The organism is Inquilinus sp. 2KB_23, from assembly GCF_052115705.1.
Classification (GTDB): Bacteria; Pseudomonadota; Alphaproteobacteria; order DSM-16000; family Inquilinaceae; genus Inquilinus; species Inquilinus ginsengisoli_A.
In genome coordinates this window covers 167,870-187,918 of record NZ_JBFRHF010000001.1, presented here as the reverse complement: position 1 = coordinate 187,918, position 20,049 = coordinate 167,870, and the positions used below count along the sequence as shown (strand labels likewise).

Genomic DNA, 20,049 nt, shown 5'->3' with positions numbered 1-20,049 from the left:
GTCGTTGCGAATTCTGTTTCGGTCTCCAGCCCCGCACATCGGGTCCGGTGCAAGGGTTCAGAACCGATAGCCCAGCCGCCCCAGGCCGGTATGGGAGGCATACCCGTCGCCGACCTCGGCGCTGTACTGGAGCCGAAAGTCCCAGTTCGTGTTGTTCAGCACCTCGGCGCCGAGGGTGAACTTGCCCAGCACGTCCGGAATGGGGGTCGTGGCGCGGAAGCCCCCGCTGCCCGGCTGATCGGCAAAACGCGCCGTCGCCGCCCAGTCGCCATTGGCGCTGAGCTCGAGGCCGGCGCTGGCGAATGGGCGCAGCACCGCGGCCCCACCGAGGGGGATGCGCCCGCCCACCTCCACCGCGGGGATCGCCGCGAAGGTCGTGGCGCCCTCGGACTCGACGGCAAGGTCGAACGGGCCGGCCCCGGTCTCGGTGTAGCCGTTGCCGTGCACATAGGTCAGGTGCAGGTCGACGCGGGGCTGCACGTACCAGTCCGCGATCGGCGCCTGGTAGGCCAAGCGCGCATGGGCGCCGACATGCCAGAGTGTCGGCGAGGCGTCGGCGGTCCCCTGGAAGCTGCCGGCTTCGATCGAGCGCCGGCTGTCATACCAGCCATAGCCGAAGTCGAGCGCGCCCGAGGCCTGCCACGGCCCGGTCTGGTAGCGCAGCGTCGTGCCGAGCAGCAGGCTGTCGCCGCTGACCCGCGCGCTGCCGCCATTGCCGCGGAGGCTGCTGCTCTCATACCCGATGGATCCGCCGAGGAACCAGGCGGGTGCAATCTCGCGCTGCCCGCCGGCCTGAAGAGTCCAGGTGGTGGTGTGGTAGCCCAGCGCGTCGCGGGTGCTGTCCTGGTCGGCCACGCCGCCGACGGCGCGCGCCCAGGTGCAGCCGGCCTCGTCCTGCGTCCGGCCGGCGCCCTCGAAGGTCGCGCATTCGTCCAGCATGTTGGTGACGAAGCCATGGCTCGAGCTGTAGCGGAGGGCCGCGACCGCTCCGACCGTCTGGCCGGAGAGGCTGCTCAGCGCCCGCCCGTAGCTGCCGCCGTCCCCGACCCCGGCGAGCGCGGTGAAGCCTTCATCGAACCCCGCACCGCTGTCCCAGAGCTGCTGCAGATGCGCCGCCACCCGGCGTTGGTTTTTCCCCAGCGAGCCAGCCGCCGCGCTGAACTCCGCCACCGGCTGCACTTGCAGGCTGTTGCCGGATTGTTGCGCATCGAAGCGGTAGAGATGGGTGCGGCTGACCGCGAAGCCCGGATCGACCGCCAGCCCCCCGGTGGCGCTCAGCACCGTTACGGCGCGGTTGGCGAGTGACAGCGGATGCACCTCCACCATGCCGCCCAGGCGCGCATGGCCCTGCACATCGAGGAGATCCGCCGTGCCGGTGCCGTGGTTCGTCTCCACCACCAGACGGCCCGTGGCGCTCTGAACCAGGTCGCCCGTCACGGTCGTCCTGCCGATCGCGCCGGCGCCGCCGACCAGCAAGCTGCCGGCGTTGCGGAGCTGGCCGCCGCTCAGGTTGATGGCCGTGAAGGCCTCGATCACACCGCCGGAACGGTTGTCCACGACATTCCCGACCCCGCTGTTGAAGAGGATGTCGCCCGAGATCGTTCCCGTGTTCGTGACCTGGGTGTTGCCCGCCGGCGTGTCGGTCAGGATCGCAATGCCATTGAGCGACGAGATGATCCCCTTGTTGTTGATCGTGTTCCCGGTACCGCCCATCAGCCGGACGCCCGCCACGTCGCGGAGTCCGCGGCCTTGATTGCCGGGGAAGGCCGCGTCGTCCTGGCCGCCGTGAACGCTCGAATTGGCATCGATCGAAATGAGGATGTTGACTGATGATGTTCCATCGCCATCGTTCTGGGCGAAGATGCCTGGCGACCCCGCCCCCGACGCCGAGACCATGCTGCCGATGAGGTTGACCTCAACACCACCGCCGCTGCCGCCGCCGCCGGCACTGCCCCGCGCCTGGATCTTGTCGCCAGGACCGCCGGCGATGTTGTAGTTCACCAGGCCGCCGCCGCCGCCGATGCTCTGGGCGAAGATGGCCGGGGCATAGTTGCCCGTGGTCTGAATGCGGGCGCTTTCCGCAGTAACCGAGACGGTTCCGGCATCGCCGATGTTGCTCGTCACGGCCGCCGCCGTATTGGTCTCGTAGTCGTGCACCACGGACGGATCGCCGGCGAAGCCGCCGCCGCCGCCGATGCTTTGGGCAATGATGCCGTAGGCGCCGTTGCCGGCTGTGAGAATCGCCGTGCCCGGAGTGAGCTCAACCTCGACTTGGCCGCCGTTGCCGGTGGCGCCGCCCGCGCTGATCGGGCCGCCCGGCAGGATGACCTGCCCCCCGACGGCCATCCCGCCGCCACCCCCGATCGACTGCGCCAGGATGCCATGCGCGTCCAGGCCGGATGTGGTGATGGGGCCGCCCATGGTGACCGAGACGTCCCCGCCGTTGCCGGCGACGCCGTTCTGGCCGCCGAACGTCAACGTCAACCCGTGGACGTCGCCGATGCGCCCTTGCGGGTTGTCGACGATCTTGGAGGGATCGAACGTCTCGTCGGTGGTCATTGTCCGGACCAGCCCGCCGCCGCCCCCGACGCTCTGGGCGAAGATGGCGATGCCGTGCTTGCCGGTGGTGGTGATCGCGCCGTCCGTCGTCACGCTGACCGCGCCGCCATTCCCTCCGGTGCCGCCATCGCCGCCGATCCCGACGGAGAGGCTCTTCAGCGAGCCGCTGACGGTGCCGGCCAGCGATCCTTCGCCGCCGCCGCCGCCCACGCTGTGCGCCAGGATGCCGAACGCGGCCACGCCCTGCGTCAGGATCTTGGCGCGCGCCTGGTTGGCGACCGTCACGACACCGCCGTCGCCGCCGCCGCCACCCTTGCCGCCCACGCCGATCGCGGTCTGGATCGGCGTGTCGTCGGCGGCGCCGCTGGTCGAGGTCGCAGCGCCGCCGCTGCCGCCACCGCCCCCGACGCTCTGCGCATAGATGCCGTCCGACTGGGCCCCGTAGGTCGCGATCAACCCGGTGTTGGTCGCATTGGCCGCGCCGCCGTCGCCCGCGGCCCCGCCGCTGCCGCCGACCGACACCGCGACGTTCATCTTCACGGCGGTGCCCTTCTGCGCGTCACCCGCCTGCGGCTGCGAGAAGATGCCGTTCAACTCGTCATAGGTCGCCCTGATCTCCTCGCCGATATGACCGATCCGCAGGATGCCGTCGCCGAGACTGGTGACCGTCTGACCGAAGTTCAGGCCGCCCGACAGGATGTCGAACAGGGCCTTCGCATTCGAGAGCACGGCCGCTCCACCGGCGGTCGCCCCGCCTTTGCCGCCCTTGCCGCCGCCGCCGCCGATGCTCTGCACCGACAGGGCGATCGCGTCGGTGCCGCGGGTCACGATGCTGCCGCCATTGGCGACCGTGGCGGTGTTGCCGTTGCCGCCCGCGCCGCCGCGCCCGCCGACACCGACCGCAACGCTGAGCGTGCCGCCGCCGGCCGTGGCGACCCCGCCCCCGCCGGCCCCGCCGCCGCCGCCGACGCTTTGGGCGAACACCCCATCGGCCCCGTCGCCCACCGTCGCGACCGCACCCGTGCTGGTCACATCGACAATGTCGGCGTGGCCGCCGGTGCCGCCGGTGCCGCCCACCCCGATCGAGGCGGCGAAGCTGAACTTTGCCTGGCTCGCCGCCGACGAGGCATCGCCGGCGCCGCCGGACCCGCCGCCGCCGCCGACGCTCTGGGCAAAGACGCCATAGGCATCCTGGCCCAGCGTGGTCACGAGCCCTTCATTGGTCACCGTCACCGCGCCGCCGGTCCCGCCGGTGCCCCCGGAGCCGCCGACCGCCACCGCGACCGAGATCGCCACACCGGCCTGGCTGCCGCCGGAATAGGACGCCGCCGTGCTGTCGCCGCCCGTGCCGCCGCCGCCGCCGACCGATTGCGCCATGACCCCGATGGCGCCGTCGCCGGCCGTGGTGATCAACCCCGAATTGTCGAGCCCGACCTTGCCGCCGGTGTTACCCGCCCCGCCCTGGCCGCCGGTCGCCACCGAGACCGAGATGGCGGGGACATATTTGCTCGGCGAGAGATCGACCGCGCGCGCCGCCGCGGCCCCACCGCTGCCGCCGCCGCCGCCGATGCTCTGGATCAGGATGCCGGTGGCATCCGCGCCATAGGTCGTGACCTGGCCGCTGTTGCTGACGAAGACGTTCCCCGCCGGGCCGCCGCTGCCACCGCGGCCGCCGACCGAGACCGCCGCCGTCGGAAGCAGGCCGGCGGCAAAGGTGAAGGCCGCGCCCCCCTTCCCGCCGCCGCCGCCGATGCTTTGCGCCTGGATGCCGGCCGCATGGTCGCCACGGCTGGTGATCAGCGATTTGTTGGTGACGCTGACCAGGCCACCGGTGCCGCCGCCGCCCGCGTCGCCGCCGATCGCCATCGAGAAGAAGCCGGTGCCTTTCGAGGCCGCGCTGCCGCCGGCCCCGCCGGACCCGCCGATGCTCTGGGCCAGGATGCCCGCGCCGCCGAGCGTGCTGGTGGAGGCGAACACGCCCCCCGTCAGGGTCATGCTGACCGTTCCGCCATTGCCGCCGAGACCGCCATTGCCGCCGATGGCCACCTGGGTGATGCCGATGTCGATGTCGTTGGTGTCGCCGCCGACGCCGCCGCCGCCGCCCACGCTTTGCGCCACCATCGCGATGGCGTTGTCGCCGATGGCGATCACCGAGCCGTTGGGCGACTGGACCGTGACCGCGCCGCCATTCCCGCCGGCCGCCCCGGCACCGCCCTGGGCGTTGAAGCTGGCCTCACCGCCATTGCCGCCGGCACCGCCGACGCTCTGCACCAGCGCACCATGGGCGAAAGCCCCCGAGGTCCGGACGGAGCCCAGGCTCGCGGCGTTGCCCAGGATCAGGGTGGCGCCACCGCCGACACCGGCGAATCCGCCGCCGCCCGCCTGGCCGACGATTCCGCCCGCACCCGCACCGGCCCCGCCGGCGCCGCCATTGGACTGGACCAGGACGCCCTGGCCGCCGCCCTGGCTGGAATAGGTGACCGGGCCGAGAATGGTGGCGCTGGCATTCCCGCCATTGCCGCCGTTCCCGCCGCTGCCGCCGCCCTCCCCGATTCCGGACTCCACGGTTCCGCCATTGCCGCCATCGCCGCCGATCGCCGAGACATAGAGGCCGGCCCCCGTCGTACGGGGCGGGGCCAGGGTGACAGCGACCCCGCCGCCGGTCAGCACCAGGCTGGCCGTGCCACCATTGCCGCCGGCACCGGCATCGCCACCCGTGGTGTCGAAGGCATAGGCGGCATCGCCCCCGGAGCCTCCAGCCCCGCCCTCCGCGATGGCCAGCAAACCGAATTGCGCCGATGTGACGGTCCCGCCCAGCCAATTCAGAGACACCGCGCCCGCCTGGCCGCCATTGCCGCCATCGCCGCCCTGCGTGGTGTCGAGCTTGTCCGTGGTGGAGGAGTTGCCCCCGTTCCCGCCCGAACCGCCGCCGGACTGTGCCGAGACGCCGACGGCATCAGCCTGGACGGAACCGCTGGCCGTGAGCGCGACAGATCCGCCGGCGCCCCCCGCCCCGCCGTTGCCGCCCTGCTTGGCGTAGATTCCGGAATAGCTGGACGCCCCCCCGGTGCCGCCGGCGGCGCCTGCGGACGATGCGGAGAGTCCGTAGGTCGCCAGACCGGTGGCTGGATCCGGAACGAAGGTGCCGTCGAACCCGACGGTGATATTGCCGCCCGCCCCGCCGGCGCCGCCATTGCCGCCCTGCAGGTCGATCGAGGTGGTGTAGCCGCCCTGGCCACCGGCGCCTCCCGCTCCGCCGATGCTGGCGATATTCGCGCCGACGGTCGAAACGGTGCCGACCGACATGACGCCGCCGACGATGGTCAGGCCGGTGTTGGTGCCGCTGATCTGCCCTCCGGCCTGTCCCAGGCTGCCGTCGACGCCGGATTCGCCGTAGCCTCCATCGGGCCCGATGCAGCCGGCGGCACCCGGCGAGGTCACCGCATAAGGGTTCCCCGGGCCGAAGCTTTGGTTCGAGAAGTTCGCCGTGACCGCAGGCGGCGGAGGCGGGTTGCTGCTCGAGTTGCACTGCGCCCGCGCCGCGGTGGGGATCTGGGCGAAGGCGATGCCCCCGAGCGCCAGGCCGATGACGTCCCTTCGAATGCCCATCCTGCCTTGCCCCCTTGCCTTACCAGGTCCGCCGGAACACCGCCCTGAGCTGGTGGTTGTCGGTGCCGCCGGCCACTTCGCCGTCGTAGCTGACCGCCAGGGTGGTGTTGTCGGCGATGCTGGTGGCGGCGGAGAAGCCGATCACGGCGCTGTCGCGCGCCACCGAGGCGCCGGACACCGTGAACCGCGAACCGGGGGCGTCGTCGAACGCCGCGGTGATCGGCCGGTCGGTGTCGGCGAATTCGTGCATCCAGCCCAGCCGCAGGCCGAGGCCGAGCGGCAGGCCGCCGCCGAGATCGAAGCCGGCCGCGAGGTCGGCGCCGAATGTGGTGCGCACCGAGGTGGTGGTCTGCGACGCGACGTCGAGATCGAACGCGCCCCCGCCGCTCTCGCTGAAGCCGTCCTGGTGGACCGAGCCGATCTGCAGCCGGCCGAAGGGAGTCACCGACGTGTCGGCCGGCAGGCCGAGCCCGATCCTGTAGCCGGTCTCGATCTGGCCGAGGAACTGGTTGGCGCTGGTGTCGCCGCTGGCGCTGCCCGTCTCCACCCCCGGAAGGGAGACCTTGCGCCGCATGTCGTTGGAGGCATTGGCGTAGCCCGCCAGCACATCGGTGTAGAAGGCCCCCTCGGTGAAGGAGCCGTAGAGAGCGACGCTCAGCGCATCGGTGTGGCCGTCGCCCCGGAAGCCGTCGGCCCACTGCGTGCCGCCGACGTAGCCGCCGGCGATGCCGAGCAGGACGCGCGGATCGAGGCGATAATCGACACCGAAGGCAGTGCCGCCCAGCGTGTAGCTGAGGTCGGCGGCATTGCCGTCGCCCCCGACGCTGCCGGTGGTGCCGATGCCGCCCAGCCAGGCCGAGACATGGTCATCGGCGTCGCAGGCGGCCCCGCACGCCCCGGCCAACCCCACGCTCGCGGGGGCGCCGAGGCCCCCGCCGCGCTTGGCCGCCATCTGGCGACCGACCGCATTCATGAACAATTGGCTCGCCTGCAGGTTCACTGTGCCGAAATCGGCATAGGGCTCGCCGCTCAGCGCCTGCAGTGCCGCAGCACCCTGTGACGGCTGCAGGTTGGCCATCGTGGTGACGAGGCCGCCGACATCGCCGCCGGCGGCGATGTCATCGAGCGCGCCGCCGACCGCCTGCTGGTTGGCGGTCCGGCCGGCCGAGCGGAAGGCATCGGGCGGCAGCGCCAGGGTGAGGTAGATGCTGTGCAGATCGGGATCGAGCGAGGCCTCCGGCACCAGGAATCCGACGCTGCCGGCAAGGTCGCCGACCCAGACGGAGCCGCCGGCCTCGGTCGTGATGATCGTGTATCTCGTGTTGGGGGTGTAGGTGCCGGCCTGCGGGACGACCAGCAGCGTGCCGGTATGGATCCTCACCGCGTGGCCGGCGCCGACCACGCTGACGCGGTCGCTGTCGCCCTGGGGATCGACCTCGACCTCAAAGGTGCCGCTGTTGAAGGTGAAGTCGCCATCGACCGTCAGATGGCCGATCGAGTTGCCCGGGCTGATCGTGCCGCCATTGTTGGTGATGCTGCCGGTGATGTTGCCGGACCCGTTGAGCGTGCCTCCCTTGTTGACCGTGACGTTGCTGGTCAGGTCACCGTTGACGGCAAAGGCGCCGGCATTGATGGTCGTGCCGCCACCGACGCTGCTGGTGCCGGAGAAACTGAGCTTGCCGGTGCCATTCTTGGTGAGCGTGCCGGAGCCGGTCATGGCGCCGGCATAGGTGCCGGCGAAGTCCTGGTCGAAGATCACCGCGGCGTTGTTGGTGATGGCGCCCTGCAGGCTCTTGCTCGTGCCCTGCAAGGCCCCGGCCGAGACCGTGGTGCCGGCGCTGTAGGTGTTGTCGCCGGTCAGGATCAGCGTGCCGGCGCCGGTCTTGGTCAGGCTGCCGATGCCGGTGATCTTGTTCGTGAAGGTGCCGTCCGCGGCCTGGTCGAACGTGACCGACCGGGCGATCGTGTTCTGCGCGTTGGTATCGAAGGCGATGTCGCCCCGCACGGTCGAGGTGTTGCCCTGCAGCGTGCCGCCGTTCTGGAAAATGGTCCCCATCGCGCTGCTGGTGCCCGCCAGGACGAGGGTGCCGGCGCCGACCTTGGTGAGGAAGCTTCCTGGGGCCACCACGAGGTCCCCGCCCAGGGTCAGGGTCTGGCCGGCGTCGACCTGGAACCCGCCGCCCCCGTTTTGCAGCGTGATATCCCGCGGGGTGGTGAAGGTCCCGGACGCCCAGAGATTGCCCCCCTGGATCAGGGTGATGTTCGTCCCCGCCTTGCCGAGCTTGTCGTCGGAGGCGATCTGCAGCGTGCCTTGCGCCACCATCGTGCCGCCGGTGTAGGTGTTGGTCTGTCCGGAGAGCGTGAGCACGCCGAGGCCGCTCTTGATGAACCGGCCATCGCCGGTGATGTTGCCGCTCCAGGTGAGAGGATTGATCCCGAGGGTGATGCCGCCGCTGCCGACCAGGGTGATGGGGCGGGCCATCGAGAGGCCCGCGACCGCATCCTTGGTCGTTCCGATCGATCCGCCCTGCAGCGTGATCTGCGTGCCGGCCGCGCCCAGATTGGCGTCGGAGGTGAACGACAGGGTGCCGCCGCCGACGACCGTGCCGCCGGCATAGGTGTTGGCCCCGGACAGGATCAGCGTGCCAAGGCCGGCCTTGCCCAGCCGGCCGGTCCCGCTGATCGTGCCGCTCCAGGTCACCGGGCTTGTGACATCGTCTCCAACGAACATCCCGCCGGTGCTGGTGATCGTGACGGGTCGGCTGAAGGTCTGTCCGCCCGCCCCTGCACCGACCCCGATCGTGCCGTTGTTGAGACTGATGCCGTTGCCCGCCGCGCCCAGATTGGCATCGGAGCTGAACAACAGAGTGCCGCCGTTGCTGACCGTCGTGCCTCCCGAATAGGTGTTGGTTCCGCTGAATGTGACGGCACCGGAGCCGCGCACGGTGAGGGCGCCGGTGCCCGACAGGTTGCCGGCATAGGTGCCGGCGCCGGCCTGGTCGAAGACCACGCCGGCGTTGTTCAGGATGTTGCCCTTCAGGCCAGCGGTGCTGCCCTGCAGGACACCTGCCTTAACGGTGATCCCGCCGGAATAGGCGTTGTCCCCGGTCAGGATCGTCGTGCCCGCGCCGTCTTTCACCAGCGACCAGCTGCCGGCATTGGCGCCGGTGCCGCCGGCACCGGTCTGATCGACAATGGCGTCGCTGATCACCTGTGACAGCCCGGCACCGGGAGTCAGGTTCAGCGTCCCGTTGCCACCGAGAAAGAGTCCCGATCCGGCGCCGGCGCCGGACARGCCTCCGTGAGCGCCAGATCCGCCGCTGCCGCCGGCAACGGTGTTTCCGGAAACGTTGAGCGGGCCGGCCAGGCTCAGGGTTCCGCCTTGCTGGACGAAGATCGCACCGCCAAATCCGCCGCCGCCTCCCCCGCCGCCGCCGAGGCCGGCCAAGCCGGCGCCGCCCCCGCCGCCCAGGAAGCCACCGGGCATCGTGGTGGCGCCGGAGCCGCCGCCCCCGCCGCCGCCAAACCCACCGCTGCCGCCGAAATAGCCGGTGCTGCCTCCCCCCCCGCCGCCGCCAAATCCGCCGTTATCTCCGTTGGCATATGAGTGGCCGTCGCCGCCGGTGGGGGTACCGCCGCCGCCGGCGGCGGAGAAGCTGCCGTAGCCGCCATCGGCTCCGGTGACCCCATACCCGCCACCGCCGCCGCTGGTACCGCCGCTGCCTGAGACGCTGTTGCCGCCGTTGCCGCCACGCGCCGAGCCGTTCTGCACGCTGACATTGCTCACCGCCACCTGGGCGCCGGTGGCGACGAACAGCGCGCCACCAAATCCGCCGCCGCCGCCGCCGGCGCCGCCGCCGTCGCCGTCACCGCCTCTGCCGCCCTGGGCGACGGCATCCTTGATGGCGAGATCGTTGATCGCGACCGTGCCGGACTGCACGAACAGGCCGCGATACTTGTTGTCGCCCGATAGGGTGAAGAGCCCGCCGTTGACGGTCACGTTCTTGGTCACCGTCGGCAGGTTGCCGCCGAGGGTGATGTTGCCGGTGAAAGTGATGGTGTCGCCATTCCCGGCGCTGCTGATGGCATTCCTCAGCTGGCCGTCATTGGCGACGTTGAAGTTTGCGGCAAGTGCAGGCCACGAGACACCCATGGCGAGGAGCACAACCGGCACCAGGCGCATGATGGGGGCCCGGAGGCAAGTGCTGCCGAGAAGTGCCCGCGCCGTTGCGCGGCCGTGATTCTGCGAACCGGTGATCAATTCTGCCCCCGCCCAGGTAGACTTTCCCAGACCATCTTTGCGGCAGTGCGGGCGGGAACAGCATCCCCCGCGTTTGGAACGCACCGGATTTCTTTGTCTTTTCCAGGAATATGCGAATATGGCGTTTGGAAACCGGGCAAGCGTCCCGTCAGCAGGAAACTCGAGTGGCACGAGACATCGATCGGAAGTTTCGTCTCACCGCGGCCGTACTGGGTGCGGCCACGCACAAGGATCTCGCCGCCGCCTTCCGGCGCATCAATCCGGCGACGCCGTTCGATGTCGACCGCGCCTACAAATGGCTGCAGGGCCGTGCCCAGCCGCGCGAGCAGCAGATCTACGAGGACTGGTCCAAGGTGCTCGGCCTGGATCGGCCCGGCCAATGGATCGCGGATTGCGACACCGAGGCGTTCCTCGACGAGGTCTGTGCCCGCCACGGTCGTGACCGCGAAGACCTGCTGCGCCGCCTCGAGGAGCCCACCAGCCGCCGCAACAGATCGGGATCCGTCGAACTGGCCGGCACGTTCGTCTGCTACTCACATGCCTGGTCGCCCTATTTTCGCGGTCGGCTTGTCCGGGGCGAGCTGACCGTCGGTGTCGAATCGAGTCCCAATCGGCTGCCGGTCTCCTACACCGAGGTGCTGCCCACCGGCGCGCTGGTGCTCAAGGGCGCCATGTTCCTCTCCAAGCATGGGTTGCATGTCCAGGTCGGCGACGTGACCGGCGATACGCAGGCCATCACCTTCTGCCTGTTCCCGGCGGCTCCGCCCGCCAGCGTCCTGGGCGGATTGATGATCGGCACCACCCTGATCAGCCCCGATGCCCAACCCTCGGTGACACGCGTCGTCCTGGTGCGGCTGCCCGCGGCGAGCCCGCAACTGCGTTCGGTCGACGCCTATCTTCCGCGGCAGGGTTCGGTGGCCGAGGACCTGGCGCAGTTCGGCCTGCATGTCGGCGACGCCGCGGCCGTCGACCTTCGCCTTGCCGAGTTCCTCACCGGAAGCAGCGACGGCTTCGATCAGGTTCCCGTATTGGCATACCGCGCGCTGGCGGACCTTTTCGATCGCGATTGGCTGGTGGGCGCGGCGCGGCGCCCCGGACCGCTACGCGTCATCGCCGGCGGCGCATGATAGCCCCGCGCGACTGCAGACATTGCGAGCACCTGACCGCGCTGATTTCGGCACCGGTGTTTCAGTTGCCAGCCGGTGTCGGGGCGGCGGAGCGCGCATTCGAACGTCGCATCCGCAGCTCGCGAAACGATATCAACCGTCCCTGCCTCTCGTCCCACAGGGCGAGCGTCGCGCAGCGAAAGCTCTGAAGGAACGTCAGCCGCCCGACGCCCGCCAGTTCGGGGTGATCGTCCAGGACCTGGCGCAGGCGGTAGAACGGGATCCGGCTGCACAGATGGTGCACATGATGCACGCCGATGTTCCCCGTGAACCAGGCGAGGGCACGCGGCAGCTCATAGTGCGAGCTCCCGTGAAGGGCGGCTTCATGGAAGTCCCAGTCGCCTTCGTAGGCCCATCGCGTGTCCTCGAACTGATGCTGGACGTAGAAGAACCACACGGCGATCGAGGCGGCGATCAGCACCACCGGGCCTTGCACCAGGAGGAATGGCCCCACCCCGACAAGCCAGACCATCATCAGGACGACGGCGGCGATCGTCGCGTTGGTTCCCATGGTGCTGGCCCAGGGCTGTCCGCCGGCCCGCATGAGACCAAAGGGAAGGCGGTGATGCAGCAGGAACAGGTACGCCGGAATCAGGCCGAACATCACGATCGGATGGCGATAGACGCCGTAGGCAAGGCGGCCGACGGCGCCGAGCGCGAGGTATTCACTCACCGTCTTGGTGTCGATATCGCCGATGCCGCGATGGTCGAGGTTGCCCACGGCCGCGTGATGCGTCGCATGGGTCCGGCGCCAGAAGCCATAGGGCGTCAACGTCACGACGCCGATGATCCGGCCCACCCAATCATTCATGGCGCGTCGGCGGAAGAAGGCTCCGTGTCCGCAATCATGCTGAATCATGAAAAGGCGCATGAGGAAGGCCGCGGTCGGCACCGCGAGCAGCAATGACAGCCAATAGCCGATGCCGAGCGCGGCCCACATCAGGGCCCAAAGCACCGCGAAGGGCACTGCCGTGACCAGCAGTTCAAACGCGCTGCGCGCGGTCTTCATTTCGCGGTATCGGCTCAGCGCCTGCATCCCGGCCTTGGCGTCTCCAACGGGGAAGGTCATGTCTTTTGTCATCCGTCATCGACGCTTGCTGCGAGCTTCACCGTCGCGCGATCGAGCCRGCCGTCCGCGTGCACCTGGACGGCCGGCTCGATCGCGCGACGGCACTTGCAACTATACTCATCGCCGGGTCAATGACGGCAGGCTCGGAAATCACTCAAGGATGTGCCCTGGCGGCCTGGCGAGGGTTCCAGGTCTCGGCCACGGCCGCCGGCGGCAATGTTCAAGGCGATGACCCGGCGACCGTTCCACGCCGCTCCAGGAGAGCGAGGAGCCCCTTGAGCAGGGCGGTCGGATCCGGCGGACAGCCGCGGATATGGAGGTCGACCGGCAGCACGGCGGCGACGCCCCCGACCGTCGCATAGGAGTCCGCGAACAGGCCGCTGCCGGCAGCGCAGTCGCCGACCGCGACCACCCATTTCGGCGCCGGCGTTGCCGTGTACGTCCGCTCCAGCGCCTCACGCATGTTGTGGGTCACCGGGCCGGTGACCAGCAGCACATCGGCATGGCGCGGCGAAGCCACGAAGCGGAGCCCGAAGCGCTCGAGGTCGTAGAAGGCGTTGTTGAGGGCGTTGATCTCCAACTCGCAGCCGTTGCAGGAGCCGGTGTCGACCTCCCGGATCGACAGGCTCCGCCCCAGCCGCCGGCGGGCGGCCCCGTCCAGGCGGGCGGCCAGCGCCGCCAGCTCCGGATCGTCGCCGGGCGGCGGTGGTTCGGTCAGCGGCGGCCGGAAGAGGCCCTGGAAGAGATGCCGACGCATGGCGCCCTCAGAGGTCGTGCCCCGCATAGGAGCAGTTGAAGGATTTGTTGCAGAGCGGAAAATCCGCGACGATGTTGCCTTCGATGGCGGCTTCCAGGAGCGGCCACTGGAACCAGGAGGGGTCGCGCAGATGGCCGCGGGCAACCCGGCCCTCCGCATCGAGGCGGACCCAGGCGAGGATGTCGCCGCGGAACCCCTCGACCAGGGACAGCCCCTCGCCGGCCCGCCGCGGGATCTCGATGCGGATCGGCCCGTCCGGCAGCCGCTCCAGGATCTGGCCGATCAGCGACAGACTCTGCTCGACCTCGCGGATCCGGATCCAGACCCGGGCATTGACGTCCCCCTCGCCCAGGACCGGAACATCGAAGCTGAGCATCCGGTACGGACCGTCGCCGAACGCCCGCCGGGCGTCGAAGCGGCGCCCCGAGGCGCGCCCGATGAAGCCGCCGGCGCCGAACTGCCGTGCCAGCGCAGGGTTGAGGACACCGGTCGCGACCGTCCGGTCCTGCAACGATGCCGTGTTGTCGTACAGCTCGATCAGCGGCGGGAAGGCCATCTGGATCTCGGCGACCAGTGAGGCCAGGATCTCGACGGCATCACCGTCAGGGTCGACCGCGACGCCGCCCGGCACCACCCGGTCCATCATCAGCCGATGACCGAAGGCGCGGCCGCAGGCCCGCAGGACCCGCTCGCGCAGCACGCCGGTCTGGGCGTGCATGAGAGCGAAGGACGCATCGTTGCAGATCGCGCCGATGTCGCCGAGATGGTTGGCCAGGCGCTCGAGCTCGAGCATGAGGGCCCGAAGCCAGGTGGCGCGGAACGGCACCTTGACGCCGAGTGCGGTTTCGACGGCCCTGGCGAGGGCGCAAGCGTAGGCGACGGTGCTGTCGCCCGAAGCCCGCCCCGCGAGGCGGCCCGCATGACCGGGATCTGCGCCGGCCATGAGGCCCTCGAGGCCGCGATGGACGTAGCCGAGCCGCGCTTCGAGCCGGACCACGGTTTCGCCATTGGCCGTGAACCGGAAATGCCCGGGCTCGATGATGCCCGCATGCACCGGGCCGACCGCAATCTGGTGCAGGCTCTCACCTTCGACCGGCAGGAAGGCGTACGGCTCCATGCCGAGCGCCGGCTCGCATCGGCCGAGAGGGTGGTGCTGGCCCCATCGTCCATGGTCGAGCCAGGGCCGGACATCCGGGATGCCCATCGGCTCGAGGCCGAACAGGTCCCAGATCGCCCGTTCCAGTCGGATGGCGGGTGGATGACGCTGCCCCACCGAGGGGAAGCGCCCGTCCGGGCATTCGAGGCTGATGACGGCCATCTGGGCGGCAGGCTCGTCGAGCACCGCCATGTGGACGTAGGGAGGGTCGCCCCAGAGGCCGAGGAGGGTCCAGGCATTTTCGGCCAGGTGTCCGGTGACGACCTGCCAGAGATCCGCGTCGACGACGACCCGAATCCACGACGGATCGGTGTCCACCCTCCTGCCTGCGAGAACGAATTCGGCCAGCGCCGGCATGCTCCTCACTCCCCCTTCAGCCCAGAAGGCCGGCGACGTGCTGGAACCAGGCGGCCAACGGCGGCGGCAGATAGATGCCGGCGACCAGCACCAGCCCGAGATGCCCGAACATCGGCAGGTACGACGCCTGCACCGGGGCGGTGCTGCCGGTCGGCTCGCCGAAGGCGAGGCCCTGGACCCGCAGCAGTAGCGCCCCGAAGGCGATCAGCAGGCCGAAGACGAGCGGCACGGCCAGCAGCGGTTCGCGGGCGAAGGTCGAGCTCACGACCAGGAACTCGCTCATGAAGACGCCGAGCGGCGGCATGCCGGCGATGGCGACGACGCCGGTCACCAGCCCCCAGCCGAGCACGGGGTGGGATTCGGTCAGCCCGCGGATCTCGGCGATCTTCTGGGTGCCCTTGACCTGGGCGATGTGGCCGACCGCGAAGAAGATCGCAGACTTGGTCAGGCTGTGCATGGTCATGTGCAGCAGGCCGGCGAAGTTGGCCAGCGGCCCGCCCATGCCGAAGGCGAAGGTGATGATGCCCATATGCTCGATCGAGCTGTAGGCGAACATCCGCTTGATGTCGCGCCGGCGGTACAGCATGAAGCCGGCGAAGATCAGCGAGGTCAGGCCCATGGTGGCCATCAGCGGCCCGGGGGCGATCGCGGCGTGGTTGGCCGCCATCAGCATCTTGAAGCGCAGCACGGCATAGAGCGCGACGTTGAGCAGGAGCCCCGACAGCACGGCCGAGATCGGGGTCGGGCCTTCGGCATGGGCGTCCGGCAGCCAGGCGTGCAGCGGCGCCAGGCCGACCTTGGTGCCGTAGCCGAGCAGTAGGAAGATGAAGGCGAGGTTCAGCAGCGCCGGATCGAACGCCGCCACGCGGTCGATCAGGACGGTCCACAGCATGCCGTCGATGCCTTCGCCGACAACGGGCCGCGCGGCCATGTAGACCAGGATGGTGCCGAACAGCGCCAGGGCGATGCCGACGCTGCCGAGGATGAAGTATTTCCAGGCGGCTTCGATCGCCTCGGGCGTCCGGTAGATGCCGACCATCAGGACGGTGGTCAGGGTCGCGAGTTCGACCGCCACCCACATCAGTCCGATGTTGTTGGCGACCAGCGCCAGGTTCATGCCGAACATCATCGCCTGGTACATGGCGTGGTAGAATCGGAGATGGCCCGGGGTGAGACGGCCGGTCTCGATCTCGTGGGCGATGTAGCTGGCGCTGAACACACTGGTGGTGAAGCCGACGAAGGTGTTCAGCACGATGAACACGATGTTGAGGTCGTCGATCAGAAAGTAGGAATCGGGCTGCGGCCGGCCGAACAGCAGGGACAGCGCGGTGAGCAGGGTCAGCAGGCACGCCAGGACATTGAGCCGGGCCGAGAGCCGGTAGCCGGGCAGCAGGGCGAGGACGGCCGCCGTTGCGGCCGGAATGGCCAGCACGAGCGGCACGGCGAAGGCCGAAAGCGCGGTCATCGCCGCTCTCCCCGGAAGTGGTCGAGAGCGTGGACGTCCACGGTGTCGAAGCGTTCGCGGATGCGGAACAGGAAGACGCCGATCACGATGAAGGCGATCAGGATCGAGAAGGCGACGCTGATCTCGACCACCAGCGGCATGCCCTTGGCGCCGGCGGCGGCGAGGACGAGCCCGTTCTCGAGCGACATGAACCCGACCACCTGGCTGACCGCATTGCGCCGGGTCACCATCATCAGCAGGCCGAGCAGGATGACGGCGAGCGCGAAGGCAAGATCCTCCCGGGCCAGCGGGTCCGCCTCGGCCGTCACCCGCAGCATCACCACCATGGCGAGCGCCACGAGGCCGATGCCGGCGAGCATGGTCGGCCCGATGCCGACCACGGTCTCGATCTCGCGGTGGATGCCGAGCCGGGCGATGATCCGGTGCAGCGCTACCGGAATGACGACCGCCTTGAAAGCGAGCGCGATCACCGCCGTGACGTAGAGATGGGGTGCGTGCTGGGTAAAGGCTTGCCAGGCGACCGAGAGCGACAGCACGACCGCATGCAGCGCGAACACGTTGAGCAGCGCGTAGAGGCGGACCTGGTAGAGCAGCATGAAGCTGACCAGCACCAGGCCGCCGGCGAGCAGATGCGCGACGTCGAAGGTCAGCTCGCCCATCTAGAGGCTCCTCGAAACGAACAGCAGCAGCGTGCCGAGCAGGCCGAGCATCAGGGCCGCGCCCAGGAAATTCGGGACCCGGAAGACCCGCATCTTGGCGATCGCGGTCTCGAAGACGGCGAGCGCGAAGCCACCGACGGCCAGCTTCCCGGCATAGACGGCGATGCCGATCGCATAGGCGCCGCCGCCGGCCCCGGCCGGTGCCGACCCCCAAGGCGCGAACACGCAGGCGATGAGCGAGAGGTAGAGCAGCAGCTTGAGCGATGCGGCGAGTTCGATCACCGCCAGATGCCGGCCGGAATACTCCAGCACCATGGCCTCGTGCACCATGGTCAGCTCGAGATGGGTCGCCGGATTGTCGACCGGGATGCGGGCGTTCTCGGCGATCGCGACCATGATCAGGGCGATCAGCGCCAGGCCGAGCGAGACGCGCAGCCCGACCTGCGGCGACAGCATGATGCCGGCGATGGTCGAGAGCTGGGTCGAACCGGCGACCAGCGCCAGGATGAACACGATCATGATCATCGCCGGCTCGGCCAGGGTGGCGATCAGCACCTCGCGGCTGGAGCCGATGCCGCCGAAGCTGGTGCCGATGTCGAGCCCGGCCAGCGCCAGGAAGAAGCGGGCGCTGCCCAGCAGCGCGATGATGGCGATCAGATCGGCCGACCAGCTGAACATCAGGCCCCGGGCGAAGGTCGGCACCAGGGCCGCGGCCACCCAGGTGGCGGCGAAGACCAGGTAGGGGGCCGCCCGGAACAGCCAGGACGCATGCTCGGCGAGCACGACCTCCTTGCGCAGCAGCCGCAGCAGGTCGCGGTACGGCTGCAGCAGCGGCGGACCGCGGCGGCGCAGCAGCCGCGCCTTCACCTTGCGCACGAAGCCGGTCAGGAGCGGCGCCGCCGCCAGCACCAGGAGCATCTGCAGGGCCTGGACGGCAAGGTCGACGATCAGGACCATAGCGACAGCGCCAGCAGCAGGGTGACGAGCGCCATGAAGACCAGGCTGAGATAGCGTCGGATCGTCAGGAACTGCAGATGGTTGAGCCGATCGGCGAGGAAGCCGACGATGCCGGCCACCGGGGCGTAGAGGATGTCCCAGACGGGGTCGCGCAGATCCACCTTGAAGCGTGCGGGCCGCGGGTCGCCCGGCGGCGGCATCTCGACATGATCCCGGGCGCGGAAGACGACCGTCCCGAAGACCCGGCGGATCGGTTGGGCGAAGCTGCCGGCGGTGTATTGGGTCGCCGGGCTCGGGTCGGGATAGCCGCAGTCCCAGGCCGGCGCCCGGCGCAGGGCGCGCGATGCCAGCCGGTGGATGGCGAAGGCCGCCAGCGAGGCCGACAGGGCGATGAAGAGGAAGACCAGGAGGCCGTTGTAGGAGCTCCGGCTCTCGCCGACCGGGACGATCGACAGCCAGGCGACCGCGATCTGCCGTGGCATCTCCGCAGCCACCACGCTCCGCACCGCCGGAGCCAGCCCGTCGATCACGAGGCCGGGCAGGATGCCGATGGCGAGGCAGAGGCCGGCCAACCCGACCATTGCCGTGAGCGACCAGCGGTCGACCTCCTGGGCCTGCGAAGCCGCCTCGCTTCGAGGGCGGCCGAGGAAGGCGATGCCGAAGACCCGGACGAAACAAGCCGCGGCGAGCGCCGCGGCCAGCGCGAGAAGGGCGCCGACGGCCGGGACCGCCAGCTTCAGCCCCCATTGCGGCAGTTGCGGGCTCAGCAGGATGGCCTGCAGCGTCAGCCACTCGGAGACGAAGCCGTTGAACGGCGGCAAGGCCGAGATGGCAGCGCAGCCGGCGAGGACCGCCGCCGCAGTCGCCGGCATGCGGTGGATCAGGCCGCCGAGGCGCTCGAGGTCGCGCGTGCCGGTCGCCGTCAGCACCGCACCGGCGCCGAAGAACAGCAGGCTCTTGAACAGGGTGTGGTTGAGGGCGTGGAACAGTGCGGCAGTCAACGCGAGGGCAGCGGCGGCGGACATGCCGTTGGCCCGGAACGCGAGAGCCAGCCCGAGGCCGACGAAGACGAAGCCGATGTTCTCGATCGTGCTGTAGGCCAGGATCCGCTTCAGGTCGGTCTGCATCAGCGCCTGGAGCACGCCCAGCACGGCGGTGACGCCGCCGATACCGAGCACAGCCAGGCCCCACCACCAGCTCGGCGGACCAAGCAGGTCGAAGACGATGCGGATGAAGCCGTAGACAGCGACCTTGGTCATGACCCCGCTCATCAGTGCCGAGACGTGGCTCGGCGCGGCCGGATGGGCCAGCGGCAGCCAGACATGCAGCGGCACCAAACCGGCCTTCGACCCGGCGCCCAGCAGAACCAGGATGAGAACCAGCCCCGCCAGCCACGGCGACGGGCTCCCCGCCCGGATCGACGCGAAGGCGTAGCCGCCGTCGGGGCCGGCCAGAAGACCGAAGGCCAGGAGCAGCGCCAGGGTGCCGAAGCTCGCCATCAACAGGTAGACGTAGCCGGCCCGCGCATTCTCCGCGTCGCGGTGATGCGCCATCACCAGCGCCCAGGACGCCAGCGACATCGATTCCCAGCTCAGCAGGAAGGTGAAGGCGTCGTCGGCGAGGACCACGAGGGTCATGCCGGCCAGGAAGGCCGGGAAGAACGGCAGCACGCGGTGGGGAGCCTCCTCGTGGCGGCCGTAACCGAGGCCGTAGAGACTCGCTGCGGCGCCCCCGAGGTTGACGATGACGAGGAACAGCGCCGATAGCGCGTCAACCCGGAACCGCGCCCCGATCCACGGCAGGCCGAGCGGCAGTGTGATCGTGTCGGGTGGGGCGGCGGATAGCAGATGGGTGAGCGCCGCGGCAAAGGACACCAGCGACACCGCGAGGCTTGCGGCATAGACGACCTGCGTCGCGAAGGGCCTCCGCGCGATGGATGCGCCCAATACGGCGAGGCCGACCAGGGCGGCCACGCACCAGAGAGCTACGCCGGACGCCATTGCGATCTCGCTTCCCACGGACGCCCGACAAGCC

The 20,049-nt window shown here is 69.9% G+C and carries 10 protein-coding genes; 1 reads left to right on the top strand and 9 read right to left on the bottom strand.

All coding sequences use genetic code 11. The annotated features are described in order from the left end of the window. Window positions 1-57: 57 nt before the first annotated feature. Both AB4112_RS00825 and AB4112_RS00820 read right to left on the bottom strand, forming a co-directional pair. A complete protein-coding gene (locus AB4112_RS00825) occupies window positions 58-6,168 on the bottom strand; it encodes a hypothetical protein (protein ID WP_441716606.1) in 6,111 nt (2,036 codons plus the stop codon). Between the two features lie 19 nt (window positions 6,169-6,187). Further along, on the bottom strand, window positions 6,188-10,351 hold the full coding sequence (locus AB4112_RS00820; protein ID WP_441716604.1) for an autotransporter domain-containing protein: 4,164 nt from the start codon (window positions 10,349-10,351) through the stop codon (window positions 6,188-6,190). Between the two features lie 242 nt (window positions 10,352-10,593). Here AB4112_RS00820 and AB4112_RS00815 point away from each other — a divergent pair, with 242 nt between their 5' ends. Further along, complete coding sequence (locus tag AB4112_RS00815; protein WP_441716603.1) at window positions 10,594-11,556, top strand: hypothetical protein; 963 nt, start codon at window positions 10,594-10,596, stop codon at window positions 11,554-11,556. Window positions 11,557-11,617: 61 nt separating this feature from the next. On the opposite strand, the gene AB4112_RS00810 is transcribed toward AB4112_RS00815, so the two are convergent. The 7 genes from AB4112_RS00810 to hyfB form a co-directional block, all read right to left on the bottom strand. Then, a complete protein-coding gene (locus tag AB4112_RS00810) occupies window positions 11,618-12,664 on the bottom strand; it encodes a fatty acid desaturase (RefSeq protein ID WP_309801331.1) in 1,047 nt (348 codons plus the stop codon). A gap of 220 nt (window positions 12,665-12,884) precedes the next feature. After that, entirely contained in the window at window positions 12,885-13,421 is a 537-nt protein-coding gene (locus AB4112_RS00805; RefSeq protein WP_441716601.1) for an NADH-quinone oxidoreductase subunit B family protein, read from the bottom strand. A gap of 7 nt (window positions 13,422-13,428) precedes the next feature. Then, the gene (locus AB4112_RS00800) at window positions 13,429-14,934 is read right to left on the bottom strand and encodes a hydrogenase large subunit (protein WP_441716599.1); all 1,506 of its coding nucleotides are present in this window, start codon (window positions 14,932-14,934) and stop codon (window positions 13,429-13,431) included. A gap of 16 nt (window positions 14,935-14,950) precedes the next feature. Next, the gene (locus AB4112_RS00795; RefSeq protein WP_441716597.1) at window positions 14,951-16,399 is read right to left on the bottom strand and encodes a hydrogenase 4 subunit F; all 1,449 of its coding nucleotides are present in this window, start codon (window positions 16,397-16,399) and stop codon (window positions 14,951-14,953) included. Further along, window positions 16,396-17,058, bottom strand: a complete 663-nt coding sequence (locus tag AB4112_RS00790; protein WP_309797468.1) for a hydrogenase-4 component E — start codon at window positions 17,056-17,058, stop codon at window positions 16,396-16,398. The genes AB4112_RS00795 and AB4112_RS00790 overlap by 4 nt, the downstream gene beginning before the upstream one ends. Then, window positions 17,059-18,015 (bottom strand): respiratory chain complex I subunit 1 family protein, encoded by a 957-nt coding sequence (locus tag AB4112_RS00785; RefSeq protein WP_441716595.1) that lies wholly within the window; start codon window positions 18,013-18,015, stop codon window positions 17,059-17,061. Further along, on the bottom strand, window positions 18,006-20,015 hold the full coding sequence (gene hyfB / locus AB4112_RS00780) for a hydrogenase 4 subunit B (protein WP_441716594.1): 2,010 nt from the start codon (window positions 20,013-20,015) through the stop codon (window positions 18,006-18,008). The genes AB4112_RS00785 and hyfB overlap by 10 nt, the downstream gene beginning before the upstream one ends. Window positions 20,016-20,049 lie beyond the last annotated feature (34 nt).

Excerpts from the sequence above, each read along its gene's own strand:
- AB4112_RS00810 (WP_309801331.1), bottom strand. The coding sequence starts at position 12,664 with ATGACCTTCCCCGTTGGAGACGCCAAGGCCGGGATGCAGGCGCTGAGC.
- hyfB (WP_441716594.1), bottom strand. The coding sequence starts at position 20,015 with ATGGCGTCCGGCGTAGCTCTCTGGTGCGTGGCCGCCCTGGTCGGCCTC.
- AB4112_RS00800 (WP_441716599.1), bottom strand. The coding sequence starts at position 14,934 with ATGCCGGCGCTGGCCGAATTCGTTCTCGCAGGCAGGAGGGTGGACACC.
- AB4112_RS00805 (WP_441716601.1), bottom strand. The coding sequence starts at position 13,421 with ATGCGTCGGCATCTCTTCCAGGGCCTCTTCCGGCCGCCGCTGACCGAA.
- AB4112_RS00795 (WP_441716597.1), bottom strand. The coding sequence starts at position 16,399 with ATGACCGCGCTTTCGGCCTTCGCCGTGCCGCTCGTGCTGGCCATTCCG.
- AB4112_RS00825 (WP_441716606.1), bottom strand. The coding sequence starts at position 6,168 with ATGGGCATTCGAAGGGACGTCATCGGCCTGGCGCTCGGGGGCATCGCC.
- AB4112_RS00785 (WP_441716595.1), bottom strand. The coding sequence starts at position 18,015 with ATGGTCCTGATCGTCGACCTTGCCGTCCAGGCCCTGCAGATGCTCCTG.
- AB4112_RS00790 (WP_309797468.1), bottom strand. The coding sequence starts at position 17,058 with ATGGGCGAGCTGACCTTCGACGTCGCGCATCTGCTCGCCGGCGGCCTG.